This window comes from Cellulomonas sp. S1-8 (assembly GCF_026184235.1).
GTDB lineage: Bacteria > Actinomycetota > Actinomycetes > Actinomycetales > Cellulomonadaceae > Cellulomonas.
The window spans coordinates 831,612-845,100 of the sequence record NZ_CP110806.1 but is presented as its reverse complement, the minus strand read 5'-3'; the positions used below and the strand labels follow the sequence as shown (position 1 = coordinate 845,100).

At 72.4% G+C, this 13,489-nt stretch carries 15 protein-coding genes; 7 read left to right on the top strand and 8 right to left on the bottom strand.

All coding sequences use genetic code 11. From position 1 onward, the window contains the following. Positions 1–32 precede the first annotated feature (32 nt). The 8 genes from urtE to OKX07_RS03865 form a co-directional block, all read right to left on the bottom strand. Positions 33–728: an urea ABC transporter ATP-binding subunit UrtE gene (urtE, locus tag OKX07_RS03900; RefSeq protein WP_265630545.1), complete on the bottom strand. Its 696-nt coding sequence runs from the start codon at positions 726–728 to the stop codon at positions 33–35. Beyond that, the gene (urtD, locus tag OKX07_RS03895) at positions 728–1,636 is read right to left on the bottom strand and encodes an urea ABC transporter ATP-binding protein UrtD (RefSeq protein WP_265630544.1); all 909 of its coding nucleotides are present in this window, start codon (positions 1,634–1,636) and stop codon (positions 728–730) included. Before urtD ends, urtE begins: the two co-directional genes overlap by 1 nt. After that, complete coding sequence (gene urtC, locus OKX07_RS03890) at positions 1,633–2,850, bottom strand: urea ABC transporter permease subunit UrtC (protein ID WP_265630543.1); 1,218 nt, start codon at positions 2,848–2,850, stop codon at positions 1,633–1,635. Before urtC ends, urtD begins: the two co-directional genes overlap by 4 nt. Then, positions 2,847–3,731: an urea ABC transporter permease subunit UrtB gene (gene urtB / locus OKX07_RS03885; protein ID WP_265630542.1), complete on the bottom strand. Its 885-nt coding sequence runs from the start codon at positions 3,729–3,731 to the stop codon at positions 2,847–2,849. Before urtB ends, urtC begins: the two co-directional genes overlap by 4 nt. Before the next feature lie 115 nt (positions 3,732–3,846). Continuing rightward, complete coding sequence (gene urtA / locus OKX07_RS03880; protein ID WP_265630541.1) at positions 3,847–5,130, bottom strand: urea ABC transporter substrate-binding protein; 1,284 nt, start codon at positions 5,128–5,130, stop codon at positions 3,847–3,849. Positions 5,131–5,331: 201 nt separating this feature from the next. Continuing rightward, positions 5,332–6,420 (bottom strand): hypothetical protein, encoded by a 1,089-nt coding sequence (locus OKX07_RS03875; RefSeq protein WP_265630540.1) that lies wholly within the window; start codon positions 6,418–6,420, stop codon positions 5,332–5,334. Further along, on the bottom strand, positions 6,417–7,058 hold the full coding sequence (locus OKX07_RS03870; protein WP_265631798.1) for an ABC transporter ATP-binding protein: 642 nt from the start codon (positions 7,056–7,058) through the stop codon (positions 6,417–6,419). Before OKX07_RS03870 ends, OKX07_RS03875 begins: the two co-directional genes overlap by 4 nt. A 2-nt stretch (positions 7,059–7,060) precedes the next feature. Then, entirely contained in the window at positions 7,061–7,912 is an 852-nt protein-coding gene (locus tag OKX07_RS03865) for a peptidoglycan-binding domain-containing protein (RefSeq protein ID WP_265630539.1), read from the bottom strand. Between the two features lie 445 nt (positions 7,913–8,357). On the opposite strand from OKX07_RS03865, the gene OKX07_RS03860 reads away from it, so the two are divergent. The 7 genes from OKX07_RS03860 (at position 8,358) to ureG (ending at position 13,469) form a co-directional block, all read left to right on the top strand. Then, on the top strand, positions 8,358–8,585 hold the full coding sequence (locus OKX07_RS03860; protein ID WP_265630538.1) for a hypothetical protein: 228 nt from the start codon (positions 8,358–8,360) through the stop codon (positions 8,583–8,585). A 95-nt stretch (positions 8,586–8,680) separates the two neighbouring features. Next, entirely contained in the window at positions 8,681–9,211 is a 531-nt protein-coding gene (locus tag OKX07_RS03855) for a hypothetical protein (protein WP_265630537.1), read from the top strand. A 125-nt stretch (positions 9,212–9,336) separates the two neighbouring features. Then, entirely contained in the window at positions 9,337–9,639 is a 303-nt protein-coding gene (locus tag OKX07_RS03850; RefSeq protein WP_265630536.1) for an urease subunit gamma, read from the top strand. A gap of 70 nt (positions 9,640–9,709) precedes the next feature. Continuing rightward, positions 9,710–10,048, top strand: a complete 339-nt coding sequence (gene ureB / locus OKX07_RS03845; protein WP_265630535.1) for an urease subunit beta — start codon at positions 9,710–9,712, stop codon at positions 10,046–10,048. Beyond that, a complete protein-coding gene (locus tag OKX07_RS03840) occupies positions 10,049–11,752 on the top strand; it encodes an urease subunit alpha (protein ID WP_265630534.1) in 1,704 nt (567 codons plus the stop codon). It begins immediately after the preceding gene. Positions 11,753–11,887: 135 nt separating this feature from the next. Then, entirely contained in the window at positions 11,888–12,670 is a 783-nt protein-coding gene (locus OKX07_RS03835; protein ID WP_265631797.1) for an urease accessory protein UreF, read from the top strand. Next, positions 12,663–13,469, top strand: coding sequence for an urease accessory protein UreG (ureG, locus tag OKX07_RS03830; protein WP_265630533.1), 807 nt, complete (start codon positions 12,663–12,665; stop codon positions 13,467–13,469). Before OKX07_RS03835 ends, ureG begins: the two co-directional genes overlap by 8 nt. Positions 13,470–13,489 lie beyond the last annotated feature (20 nt).

Below are 13,489 nucleotides of genomic sequence, written 5' to 3'. Positions count from 1 at the left end.
GCAGGTCCCGGGGTTCACCTGCTCGGCCGTGCTCAGATCGCCATCGCGGCACGCACGTCACCCTCCTGCGCCACGCCGCCGGCACCCTCGGCCGTGACCCGCCCCGACTCCAGGACGTAGTACCGCGACGCCGCCGCGAGCGCGAAGCCCACGTGCTGCTCGACGAGCAGCACCGACAGCCCGCCCGCGCCGGCGAGCTGCACGATCGCGTCCTCGATCTCGGCGACCACCGACGGCTGGATGCCCTCGGTCGGCTCGTCGAGGACGATGAGGCGCGGCCCGGTGATGAGCGCGCGCGCGATCGCCAGCTGCTGACGCTGACCGCCGGACAGCAGGCCGGCACGCCGCTGGAGCAGACCGCGCAGCGCCGGGAACAGGTCGAGGGCCTCGTCGAGGCGCGTCGCGCCCGCCGCCCCGGCGACGTCCGCGACGAGCTGCAGGTTCTCCCGCGCCGTCAGCTGCCCGAACGACTGCTGCCCCTGCGGCACGTACGCCAGCCCGGCGCGCACCCGCTGGTGCGGGCGCCACCGTGAGACGTCCTCGCCGCCGAGCACGACCGTGCCCGACCGCACGGGCAGCAGCCCGACCGCGGCCCGCAGCAGCGTCGTCTTGCCCGCGCCGTTGTGGCCCATGACCGCGACGACCTCGCCGTCCGGCACGTTGATGTCGACGCCGTGGACCACGGCCGTGCGGCCGTACCCGACGTGCACCCCGCGCAGCTCCAGCATCACTCCACCTCCGTGCTCGCGACGGGCTCGGCGGGCGCCGCCGACGTGGACGCTGCGCCACGTCCGCGGCCGTGCGCGCCGGACCCCAGGTACACCTCGACGACCCGCGGGTCGGCCTGCACCTGCGCGACCGTCCCCTCGGACAGGACCTTGCCCTGGTGCAGCACCGTGACCGACGCGGCGAACGCCCGCAGGAACTCCATGTCGTGCTCGACGACGACGACCGTGCGCTGCTCGCCGATGCGCTGCAGCAGCAGGCCCGTCTCCTCGCGCTCGGCCTGGCTCATGCCCGCGACGGGCTCGTCGAGCAGGAGCAGGCGCGCGTCCTGCACCAGCAGCATGCCGATCTCGAGCCACTGCTTCTGCCCGTGCGCGAGGACGCCCGCGGGCAGGTCCCGCACGTGCGCCAGGCCGACGGTCTCGAGCGCGGCCTCGACCTCGGACGGGACGACGCTGCGGCGGCGCAGCATCGTCCACGGACGACGCCCCGCACCGGCGGCGATGTCGAGGTTCTGCAGGACCGTGAGCTCGTCGAAGACGCTCGCGGTCTGGAAGGTGCGCCCGACCCCGGCACGCACGATCTTGTGCGACGGCTTGCCGACCAGCTCGACACCGCCGAACTGCACGGAGCCCTGCGCCGGGGCCAGGCCCGTGATGGCGTCGACGATCGTCGTCTTGCCGGCGCCGTTGGGCCCGATGAGGAACCGCAGGTCCCCCCGGGTGACCGTCAGGTCCACGCCGTCGACCGCGACGAACCCGTCGAACACGACCCGCAGGTCACGGATCTCCAGGTAGTCGTGCTTGAACCGCTCGCCGGGTGCGGCGAGGACGGCCTCCAGGGCCTCCGGGTCCAGCCCGGCGGTCGCGTCGAGCGGGGGCTCGACGCCCGTGTGCGTCTGCTCGCTCATGCGTGCCTCCCTGCGGTGCGGGACGACTCGACCGCGGCATCCGCGTCGTCGCCACCGCCCCCGTCGTCGACGGCGGCTGCCGTCGTGGTGGGCGGTGCCGGCGGGGTGCCCTCGGACGTGGCCCCGCGGCGTCGGCGCCACAGCCCGCCGAGGGACGCGAACCCCTGCGGCAGGAAGGCGATGACGAGGATGAACAGCGCACCCTGGAAGTAGGTCCAGAACGACGGGAACTGCTCGGAGAGGCCGGTCTCGGCCCAGGACACCGCGATCGAGCCGAGCACCGGGCCCAGCAGGGTCGCGCGGCCACCGATCGCGACGCCCACGAGGAACCCGATCGACGGGATCACCCCGACGTCCGCGGGCGAGATGATGCCGACGATCGGCGCGAACAGCGCGCCGCCGATGCCCGCGAAGCACGCGGCGACGGCGTACGCGACGACCTTGACGTTCGCCGGGTCGTAGCCGAGGAACCGCACGCGGTTCTCCTGGTCGCGGACCGCGACGAGCAGCTCGCCGTAGCGGGACGCCATGAGCAGCCGCACGACCAGGACCATCACGATGAGCACGCCAGCGGCGATGAAGTAGAGCATCCGCTTGTTGAGCGGGTCGGCCAGGTCGAAGCCGAAGAACGACCGGAACCCGTTGAGCCCGTTGGTGCCGCCGGTGACCTTCTGCTGCCCGACGAGCAGGATCGCGAACGCGGCCGCGAGCGCCTGCGACAGGATCGCGAAGTACGCGCCCCGCACCCGGCGTCGGAACACCGCGAGACCCAGCAGCGCGGCCAGCCCGGCCGGCACGACGAGAATCGCGAGGATCGTCACGACGGGGTTGCGGAACGGCTCCCACCAGCCCGGCACGATGCCGTCGCCGTACAGCAGCATGAAGTCGGGGACCCCGTCGGGGCCCGCGTCGGACAGCTTCATGTGCATCGCCATGAGGTAGCCGCCGATGCCGAAGAACACGCCCTGGCCGAGCACGAGCATGCCGCCGCGCCCCCACGCCAGGCCGATGCCGACCGCGACCATCGCGAGGCACAGGAACTTGGCGAGCAGGTTGAGGCGGAAGTCCGACAGCAGCGCCGGGGCGAGCCCGAACAGCACGACCGCGGCGATCGCGACACCGCCCCAGACGCGCATGGCCGGGCGGCGCCACCACGGCGTCGCCGCGTCCGTGGCCGACGCGTCCGTGGCCGGCCCCTGGGCCGCCGCGCTCATGCCAGGCTCCGCGTGCGGACCGAGACCAGGCCCTGCGGCCGGACCTGCAGGAACGCGACGATGACGACGAACACGAGCACCTTGGCCAGGCTCGCGGTCGTCGAGTACTCGAACGTCGCCTGCAGGATGCCGAGCGAGAACGCCGCGATCACGGCACCCTTGAGCTGCCCGATGCCGCCGACGACGACCACGAGGAACGCGTCGACGATGTAGTTGGTGCCGAGCGTCGGGCCGATCGACCCGAGCAGCGTGAGCGCGACGCCCGCGATCCCCGCGATGCCCGAGCCGACGAAGAACGTGAGGCGGTCGGTCGCGCGCGTCGAGACGCCGGACGTCTCGGCGAGGTCGCGGTTCTGCACCGTCGCGCGGATCCGGCGGCCGAGCGGCGTGAGCTTGAGGACCAGCGAGAGCACGACGACGCTGAGGATCGCGATCGCGAGGATGAACAGACGCGTCCTCGGCAGGTTCATGCCGAGGAACGGCACTGCGCCGGACAGCCACGCAGGGGCGCGCACGTCGACGTTCGGCGCACCGAAGATGTCGCGTGCGAGCTGCTGCAGCACCAGCGCGACACCGAAGGTCACGAGGAGGGTGTCCAACGGTCTTCGGTACATGCGGGAGATCAGGGTGACCTCGAGCAGCAGGCCGAGCAGACCGCCGACGACGAACCCGACGGGCAGCGCCACCAGCAGCGAGACCCCGGCGTCGGGGATGACGAGCTGCAGCACGAACGCGGTGTACGCGCCGGCCATGATGAACTCGCCGTGCGCCATGTTGATGACGCCCATCTGGCCGAACGTCAGCGCCAGGCCGAGCGCCGCGAGCAGCAGCACCGAGCCGAGGCTCAGGCCCGCGAAGAGCTGGGAGAACAGGGCGTCCATGCGGCGCCGCCTTCCGTGAGGTGGTGGACGCACCCGCCTGCGGTGGCCCGGCACGACCGAGGGGTCGGGCCGGGCCACCGCGTTCAGGCGTGCGTCCTGGCGTGCGGGACGTGGGTCAGGACAGGCCCTCGGCCCAGTCGTAGCCCTCGAGGAACGGGTCCGGCTCGATCGGGCCGTCGGACTCCCACACCGGGTAGATCAGGCCGTCCTCGGCGATCTCGCCGATGTAGGCCGTCTTGGCGATGTGGTGGTTGTCGCCGTTCACCGTGACGGTGCCCTCGGGGGCCTCGAACGTCACGCCGTCCGCCGCCTCCTGGATGGCCGCGACGTCGAACGACTCGGCCTTCTCGACCATGCCCTTCCACAGGTACAGCGAGGTGTACGCGGCCTCCATCGGGTCGGACGTCGGACGGTCCTCGCCGTACTTCTCCTTGAACGCCGCGACGAAGGTGTCGTTCGCCGCCGACTCGACCGTCTGGTAGTAGTTCCAGGCGGTGAGCTGGCCGACGATGTTCTCGACGCCGATGCCGCCGACCTCCTCCTCGGCGATGGACACCGAGACGACCGGGACGGCGTCCACCGTGAGGCCGACGTTCTTGTACTCCTTGAAGAACGCCACGTTCGAGTCGCCGTTGAGGGTGTTGAACACCGCGTCGGCGCCCGACGAGCCCAGCTTGTTGACGATGGTCGCGAAGTCGGTGTGCCCGAGCGGTGCGTACTCCTCGCCGACGATCTCGATGCCGTTGGCCTCGGCGTACGCGTTGATGATCTTGTTCGCCGTCCGCGGGAAGACGTAGTCCGAGCCGACGAGGAAGACCTTGGTCTTGCCCTGCTCGGCCAGGTAGTCCATGCCGGGGATGATCTGCTGGTTCGTCGTCGCGCCGGTGTAGAAGATGTTCGGCGACGCCTCGAGGCCCTCGTACTGGACCGGGTAGAACAGCAGCGAGTCCTGGGACTCGAACACCGGGAGCATGGCCTTGCGGGACGACGAGGTCCACCCGCCGAAGACCGCGGCGACGCAGTCGGACGAGATGAGCTTCTCGGCCTTCTCGGCGAAGACGGTGGGCTCGGACGCGCCGTCCTCGGCGACGATCTCGAGCTGCTTGCCGAGCACGCCGCCGGCCGCGTTGATCTCCTCCGCCGCGAGGTCGAGGGAGTCGCGGACGGTCTGCTCGGAGATCGCCATCGTGCCGGACAACGAGTTGAGGAACCCGATCTTGACGGTGTCGCCGGAGGTGTCGACGCAGGACGTGCCGCCGGAGGAGGCGGCGGTGCCCTCGTCGCCCGCGGCGGTGCGCGATCCGCACGCGGTCAGGGCGAGCATGGCCGCGACCGCCGTGGCCGACACGACGAGCGCGCGCGGTCGGGACGTCCGCTGGGGCAGGGAGTGTGTGGTCAACAGGGTGCCTTTCGCTGTCAGGAGCTTGGCGAGGGTGCCGGGCTCGGGGGCCGGTGCGTCCGCGTGCCACCGCGCTGTGTCCCGCGGCGTATACAGACCGGTCCCCATGGCCGAGGAACCTAGGGACGCCGTGTTTCGCGGATCCGACGGGTTCTGTAAACATCCGGTTTCGGCTGTATACAGATGCGGATACAGACGGGGTCAGCGGTCCTTGAGCTGGTCGATGAGGGTGCCGGCGGGGCGCACCGACACCAGGACGACGAGCGCCGAGGCCATCGACACCGCAGCCATCGCCTGGACGGAGGTCTGCGTCAACGCGGAACGCGCGTCTGCTCCCAGCGCCAGCGCCACCAGGCACCCCAGCGCCCATCCCGCCAGCAGCCCAGGCCCCGCCAGCACGCTCCACTCCGCGACCCTCAGGACGACCCGGCGTGCCGTGGTCACACCGAAGGTCGCGTAGATCGCGGTCTGCCCCCGCCGGAACCACAGGATGAGGGCCCAGATCACCGCCATGAACGCGCCACCCGCGACCCACGCCCACCGCAGCTCGCGCTCCTCGTGCGCACGCGAGAAGTCGACCGTGAACTCGTCGCCGTGGAGTCGCGGGGAGACGACGGCGTCCGTGCCCTCCCAGCCGAGCGCTGCCCGCGCGAGCTCGGCGACACCCTCGACGTGTGACGCGTCCGTGCGGATGAAGCACGCGTCGGCCCGCTCGCGCGGGCCGGAGGGCACCAGGAGCGCGCCGTCCAGGTCGTTTCCCAGGACCGCGACGAACGACGTCCTCGCAGTCACGACGTCCGACTCCCCGACTCGTACGGGGCTGCCGTCCGCCACGCCGGTTCGTCGCGCGAGCCCTTCGCTCACGACCACGGCCGGCACGGGAGGGACGTCGACGTCGAGGAACGCCCACACACCCGGCGACACGTCAACCATCGAGAAGCGCCCTCCCGGCACGTGGGCGAACGACGAGGCGTCCGAGCGCGGCGTGGCCCAGAACGCGCCGCTCACACCGTCGACGTCACTCAGCTGCTCGCACACCGCGGCAGGCAGCGGCAACCGGTCGTCGTCGCGGATCGCTCCCTGGACCCGCATCACGTACGCCCCGGCCTCGATCCACGCCTGCTCGGCACGCACTGCCCGCGAGACGTCGACGGCGTCGGCGGCACCGATGCCCGCGCAGACCCACGCGACCACGGCCACGACCATGGCTGAGGTCCAGCGGTCGGCGCGCGCGGTCCTGACGCCCTCGGCCACCAGCAGCGACCACGGCCAAGGTCGTCGGTCTGTCACGACCGCTCCCGCAGCCGACCGTCGCGCAGCTCGAGCACGAGGTCGCACCGTGCCGCGACCTCGGCATCGTGCGTGACCATCACGACAGTGCGCTCGCCGCGTGCCGCGAGCATCCCGTCGAGGACGATGGCCGAGGTGGCTGCGTCGAGCTGGCCCGTGGGCTCGTCGGCCAGGATGACGGGACGCTGCGACGCCATGGCCCGAGCGATGGCAACGCGCTGCGACTCGCCACCCGACAGGACCCGGGCCGGGTCCTTCGCTCGCGCTGCGAGCCCGACGTCGGCGAGCGCGGCCTCGGCCCGCTGGCGGGCAACGACCATGTCGGCTGTCGTCGCCCAGGCTCCGACGAGCACGTTGTCGAGCGCGGTCCGGGCGGGGAGCAGCGAGACGGTCTGGAGCACCCAGGAGGCGACGTCGGCGACGCGGTGCTCGCGACCGTCCTGGTCGACAGCAGCGACGTGTCCGTCCTGCACCGGAAGGAGCCCGCCGAGCAGCGCCATGAACGTCGTCTTGCCCGACCCGGACGGGCCGACCACTGCGGCGGCCGTCCCCGCGGGCAGGTCCACGTCGACGCCGTCCAGCACCGGCGAGCCTGCACCCGGGTAGGCGTGCCGCAGGCTGCGCACGACGAGCCGCACGTTCAACCACAGTCCAGGTCTGCACGGACCTCGCGCGGATTGACCAACAACGGCCGCCCGACGAGGGTGGCGTCCACGTCGACGGTGCCGAGAGAGCCGCCAGTGGGCGTGATCGCGACGGCCGCGCCCGCGCGGTCCTCGAAGATGCAGACGCGACCGCTCGCATCCGTGACGACCGCAGACGCTGGCACGACGCCGACCTCGACGGGCTCGGCGCGACGGACCACGCCCGACCCACCCTTCTGAGCGCCGTCCGGACCGAGGATCCGTGCGACCTCGTCGACGAAGACGGAGTCCGTCACGGCCCTGGAACCCGGGTCGAGCGGGACGGAGAGGCCACCGACATCGAGCACCAGCGGTCCGTCAGGCCATGAGCCACCCTCCGACCTCACGTCGACGGCGGAGAAGGTGTCCGCCGTGCCGAACAGGTCGGTACCCGGCCCCACGGTCTCCCCGGGCCGCACCAGCACGTCCTTCGCGGTGACCGGCTCGGGGCCCAGCCACGCCAGGGACGAGATCGCCAGCACGCGCTCCCTGCTGCGGCCGTGCGCCTCGTTGAAAGCGACGATCGCGCGGACGGTGCCTGCATGCGCCTTGCCGTCGACGTTGCCGCTGTAGAGGCCGAGCTCGGTCAGGACCTGCTGCGCCACGGACACGGCAGCTCCCGAGTCGCCCTCGGCGACGTCCGTGTGCATCGGTCGCGCCGAGGTATAGGCCACGACGTCCTCGTCGCCGACCGCGACCAGCACCGTCCCCGTCGACACGGCGTCACCCTCGACGACGTTCACCTGGGTGACCATCCCGCTGGCCGCGGAGCGCACCGGTGTCGCTTCCGACGGCCGGAGCGCCACCACGACCTGCACCTCACCGGTCCGGCGAGACGAGGCCACCTCTCCGACGACGGGTTCGGGGCGCGCCGCGGATGCCATGGGAGACCGGTCCTGGGCCACCACGAACGTCGCCGCCGCAATCGCCGGAACTACGAGCACCGCGGCCAGGAACGCCGGTGCCCCCGCTGACCGCCACCCCACCCTCGCGCCCCTTTCATGCAATGGTCGAGAAAACATAGCAGAAGCGTGGCGGGTCTTCACGAGCGCTTCGGGCCATTCCGCGCCCGTACGGGCGGCGTGATTGCGGGAGCCGAGGCGGCACCGATACGCTCCCGGCAATCGCCCGGGTGCAGGGGCCCTGGGCACCGGGCAGGGGGTCACCATGCGCAGACGCACCAGGGTGTTCTCGTTCGTCGCCGTAGCCGTTCTCGCCGTACCACTTTTCGCACCTCCCGCATACGCCGGTTCCATGACGGCGACGATCCCGTCGTGCTCGGCCACGTTCACCAACTACGCGGCGGTCGACTTCGCGACGACGCGCCTGGACAGCGGCTCGTGCACGCGAGGCGTCCGCCACCGGCACGTCACCGGCGGGGGGCTGCACTGGACCGCGTGGGGCACGTCGACGTCCCCGACCGCGGCGGAGCTCGCGATGTCGCAGCACCGCCTCTCGACCTCGACCTGGGATCTTTGGTGACGCTCCGGCGGCTGGTGCTGGTCGGGGTGCTCGTCGCCGTGGCCGGCACCGCCGCCGTAGCGTGTGCGGGGCCCGATGCGCCCTCGGCAACCCCCGTGACGTCTGGAGCAGGGGCGACGCTGGCCGTATACCTCGACGAAGCGGTCGGGTCCGGTCGGGCCGGTCCCGAGCAGGTCGAGGTCCTCGAACGGTCCGTCGCCGACGGGACCGTCCAGTACGAGGACCTGGCGGAGCTGACGCGGCTCACGTTCGACTGCTTCACCGAGGCCGGGATCGACTACATCGAGAACGAGCCGACCGAGCTCGGGGTCGGTCTCCCGCTGCCCTCCTACAGCTGGGCCGCCGAGATGCCGGGCAAGACGCTCGACGAGGTCCAGGCCATGGGCGACGCGTGCATCGACCGGTACAGCTACTGGGCGGCCGCCGCCTACCAGGACGACGCCGTGGTCGGCGCAGCGCGCGACGCGCGGATGCGTCGTGACCTGCCGCAGGTCCTTGCGTGCCTCGAGGAGAACGGCGTCGAGGTACCCACGGATGCCACCCTCGACGAAATCCGACGCCATGTCGAGGAGCTCGTCGTCGCCACCGAGACCGTGGTCTGCTACGACGACTTCATCTGGTGGTGAACCCCGCGGCGGGTCCTTGGGGCATCTGAGGCCCCCCGTGCGGGACCACTCGCCATGTAAACATCCGGTTTCGGCTGTATACAGATGCGGATACAGACGGTCCGGACGGCCGTAGGGTGCCGTCCATGAGGCTCACCCCCGCCGACACCGAGAAGCTGCTGCTGGCCGTCGCCGGCATGGTCGCGCGCGACCGGCTCGCCCGCGGCGTGCGGCTCAACCACCCCGAGGCCGTCGCGCTGCTGAGCACCTGGGTCGTCGAGCGCGCCCGCGACGGGGTGGGGGTCGCCCAGCTCATGACGGACGGCCGGTCGGTGCTGAGTCGGGACCAGGTCATGGAAGGCGTCCCCGAGATGCTCGCCGACGTCCAGGTAGAGGCGACGTTCCCTGACGGCCGCAAGCTCGTCACACTCCACCACCCCATCTCGTGAGACAGAGGAATCCGGGCATCGGAGGCCCGGATTCCTCTGTCTCACCACCCCGACCACCCGGAGGACATCCATGGCAGGCACGTCTGGTGAGGGGCCCGGCGCCGTGCGCACGCGGGAGGGGACCGTCGTGCTGAACGGCGACCGCGCGCCGCACGAGCGGCTCACGCTCGTCGTCGAGAACACCGGCGACCGGCCGGTGCAGATCGGCTCCCACCTGCACCTGCCCGACGCGAACGCGGCGCTCGCGTTCGACCGCGCCGCCGCGCACGGCTTCCGCCTCGACGTGCCGTCGGGCACGTCGCAGCGTTTCGAACCGGGCGCGTCGCGGTCCGTCGACGCCGTCGCGATCCGCGGCGAGCGCCGGGTGCCCGGCATCCAGCGCGGCAAGGCCGACGGGGGTGCGCTCTAGATGGTCGAGATCTCGCGTGCGCGGTACGCCGCGCTGTACGGCCCGACGACGGGTGACCAGGTGCGCCTGGGCGACACCGACCTGTGGATCGAGGTGGAGCGCGACCTCACCGTCGGCGGCGAGGAGGCCGTGTTCGGCGGCGGCAAGTCGATCCGCGAGTCCATGGCGCAGGGGTCGACGACGCGCGCCGAGGGCGCACCCGACACCGTCATCACGAACGCGCTCGTGCTCGACTGGTGGGGGGTCGTCAAGGCGGACGTCGGCATCCGCGACGGCCGGATCGTGGCCGTCGGCCGCGCCGGCAACCCCGACGTCGCCGACGGCGTCCACCCCGACCTGCGGATCGGCCCGTCGACCGACGTCATCAGCGGCGAGGGCCGCATCCTCACCGCCGGCGGCATCGACGTCCACGTGCACTTCCTGTCGCCGTCGCAGGTGCACGAGGCCCTCGCGACGGGCCTGACGACGCTCGCGGGCGGCGGCACCGGGCCGTCGGAGGGGTCGAAGGCGACGACCGTGACGCCCGGCGCCTGGCACCTGCGCGCGCTGCACCGCGCGCTCGACACCGCACCGGTGAACCTGCTGTTCTTCGGCAAGGGCAACACCGTGAGCGCCGAGGGCCTGGCCGAGCAGGCCCTGGCCGGCGCCGGCGGGTACAAGGTCCACGAGGACTGGGGGTCCACGCCCGCCGCGATCGACGCCGCCCTGCGCGCCGCCGACGACTGGGGCCTGCAGGTCGCGCTGCACTCCGACTCGCTCAACGAGGCCGGGTTCGTCGAGTCGACGGTCGGCGCGATCGCGGGCCGCTCCATCCACGCGTTCCACGCCGAGGGCGCCGGCGGCGGGCACGCCCCCGACATCCTCACGGTCGCCTCGCTGCCGCACGTCATCCCCGGCTCGACGAACCCGACGCTCCCCCACACCGTCAACACCGTGGCCGAGCACCTCGACATGCTCATGGTCTGCCACCACCTCAACCCGTCGGTGCCGGAGGACCTCGCGTTCGCCGAGTCGCGGATCCGCGCGACGACGATCGCCGCCGAGGACGTCCTGCACGACATGGGCGCGCTGTCGATCACGTCGTCGGACGCGCAGGCGATGGGCCGCATCGGCGAGGTCATCATGCGCACGTGGCAGGTCGCCCACGTCATGAAGCACCGCCGCGGGCCGCTGTCGTCGGCGATGCCGGCGGACAACGAGCGCGCCCGCCGGTACGTCGCGAAGTACACGATCAACCCGGCCGTCGCGCACGGCATCGACCACGAGGTCGGGTCCGTCGAGGCCGGCAAGCTCGCCGACCTCGTCCTGTGGGACCCGCGCTTCTTCGCGGTCCGCCCGGACGTCGTCATCAAGGGCGGGTCCATCGCCTGGGCTGCGCTGGGCGACCCGAACGCGTCCATCCCGACGCCGCAGCCGGTGCTCATGCGGCCGTCGTTCGCCGACGCGACGGGCGCGGACCACTCGGTGTCGTTCGTCGCGCCGGCCGCGATCGACGACGGACTGGCCGACCGCCTCGGCCTGCGCCGCCGGCTGCTGGGCGTCCGCCCGACGCGCGACGTCGGCAAGGCGCAGATGGTCAACAACGACGTGCTGCCGCGCATCGAGGTCGACCCGGAGACGTTCACGATCCGCATCGACGGCGACGTGGTGCAACCCACCCCGGCGGACACCCTCCCCCTGGCCCAGCTCTACTCGATGTTCTGACCCGTGAGAGCGAGGATTCCGGGCACCTGATGCCCGGAATCCTCGTTCTCACGGCTGAGATGGGAGGTGGTGAGGGTGGTGGACGTGACGGGCGACGCCGAAGGGGGCGCTGCGGGTGCGCTGCTCGTGCTGGCGATGCTCGCCGACGCGCGCCTGCCCACGGGCGCCCACGCCCACTCGGCCGGCCTCGAACCGGCAGTCCAGGCAGGCCTCCTCACCCCACCCCGTCCGCGAGAGGTCGATCCAGCCCCCCACCCACCCGCGAGAGAGCAATCCAGCTCCCCCCACCCACCCGCGAGAGAGCAATCCAGCTCCACTGCAGCGGACTGGATCGCTCTCTCGCGGAGGAGGGGTGGGGAGGACACGGCGCGGATCCCCGCGTTCGCGGCGACGCGGCTGCGGACGGTCACCGCGACCGAGGCCGGGGCGGCCGTCGTGGCGCGGCACCGGTGGCTCGACCGGCGCGACCTGTCGCCCGTCGAGGACGCGTGGGCCGCCCGCACGCCCAGCCCGGCGGTTCGCGACGCCACCCGCCGCCTGGGACGCGGGTACCTGCGGCTCGCGCTCGCGCTGTGGCCCGACGACCTCGACGGTGCGTTCGCGCCCGGCGCCGCACCCCCGCGGCCCGTCGTCGCGGGGGCGATCGGTGCGGTCACCGGCCTCGACGCGCTGCAGGTGGCGCTGCTCGTCGGCTACGACGACGTGCAGACGATCGCGTCGGCCGCGCTCAAGCTCACCCCCCTGGACCCCGCGACGACGACCCGGTGGGTGCTCGACCTGCACCCGGCGGTCGTCGCGATGGCGCGGTCCGTCGCCCACCTGACCGAGCCGGACGACCTCCCGTCGTCCGGCGCACCGATGTCCGACGCGTGGGCCCAGGCCCACGCCCGCACCACCCGGAGGCTGTTCCATGGCTGAGCCCGTCACCCCCACCGTCCCGGCGCCCACCGTCCCGGCCCGGGCCTTCCGGCTCGGGGTCGCCGGCCCGGTCGGCACCGGCAAGACGTCGCTCATCGCGCTGCTGTGCCGCGAGCTCGCCGACGAGATCGAGATGGGCGTCGTCACCAACGACATCTACACCGACGAGGACGCGCAGATCCTGCGCGCCGCGGGCGTCCTGGAGATCGACCGCATCCGCGCCGTCGAGACGGGCGCGTGCCCGCACACCGCGATCCGCGACGACGTCACGCCCAACCTCATCGCCGTGGAGGACCTCGAGGCCGACCACGGCCCGCTCGACCTCGTGCTCGTGGAGTCCGGCGGTGACAACCTCACCGCGACGTTCTCCCCCGCGCTGGTCGACGCGCAGATCTTCGTCCTCGACGTCGCCGGCGGCGGGGACGTGGCCCGCAAGGGCGGCCCCGGCATCGCGCGTGCGGACCTGCTGGTCGTCAACAAGACGGACCTCGCCCCGTACGTCGACGTCGACGTGGAGCGCATGCTCGCGGACGCCGCCGCGGCCCGCGACGGCGGGCCCGTCATCGGGCTGTCCAAGCACGACGCGTCGTCGGTCCAGGCGCTCACCGCGTGGGTACGGGCGATGACGTCGGCCGTGCGCGAGGGCCGGCACACGCCCGTCGACCCCGGACCGATGGCGCCGCACAGCCACGCCGACGAGGACGGTCAGGTCACGGTCCACAGCCACGGGCCGTCCCAGGACCACGACCACCCGCACGAGCACCGCCACGCCCTCGCGCACGAGCGCCCGACCGTCTGAGCCGGTCGAGCCGCTCGCAG

Bases quoted from the DNA above. Each gene is read 5' to 3' on its own strand.
- urtB (WP_265630542.1), bottom strand. From the start codon at position 3,731: ATGGACGCCCTGTTCTCCCAGCTCTTCGCGGGCCTGAGCCTCGGCTCG.
- urtD (WP_265630544.1), bottom strand. From the start codon at position 1,636: ATGAGCGAGCAGACGCACACGGGCGTCGAGCCCCCGCTCGACGCGACC.
- OKX07_RS03850 (WP_265630536.1), top strand. From the start codon at position 9,337: ATGAGGCTCACCCCCGCCGACACCGAGAAGCTGCTGCTGGCCGTCGCC.
- urtC (WP_265630543.1), bottom strand. From the start codon at position 2,850: ATGAGCGCGGCGGCCCAGGGGCCGGCCACGGACGCGTCGGCCACGGAC.
- OKX07_RS03835 (WP_265631797.1), top strand. From the start codon at position 11,888: ATGCTCGCCGACGCGCGCCTGCCCACGGGCGCCCACGCCCACTCGGCC.
- OKX07_RS03860 (WP_265630538.1), top strand. From the start codon at position 8,358: ATGACGGCGACGATCCCGTCGTGCTCGGCCACGTTCACCAACTACGCG.
- ureB (WP_265630535.1), top strand. From the start codon at position 9,710: ATGGCAGGCACGTCTGGTGAGGGGCCCGGCGCCGTGCGCACGCGGGAG.
- ureG (WP_265630533.1), top strand. From the start codon at position 12,663: ATGGCTGAGCCCGTCACCCCCACCGTCCCGGCGCCCACCGTCCCGGCC.
- urtE (WP_265630545.1), bottom strand. From the start codon at position 728: ATGCTGGAGCTGCGCGGGGTGCACGTCGGGTACGGCCGCACGGCCGTG.
- OKX07_RS03840 (WP_265630534.1), top strand. From the start codon at position 10,049: ATGGTCGAGATCTCGCGTGCGCGGTACGCCGCGCTGTACGGCCCGACG.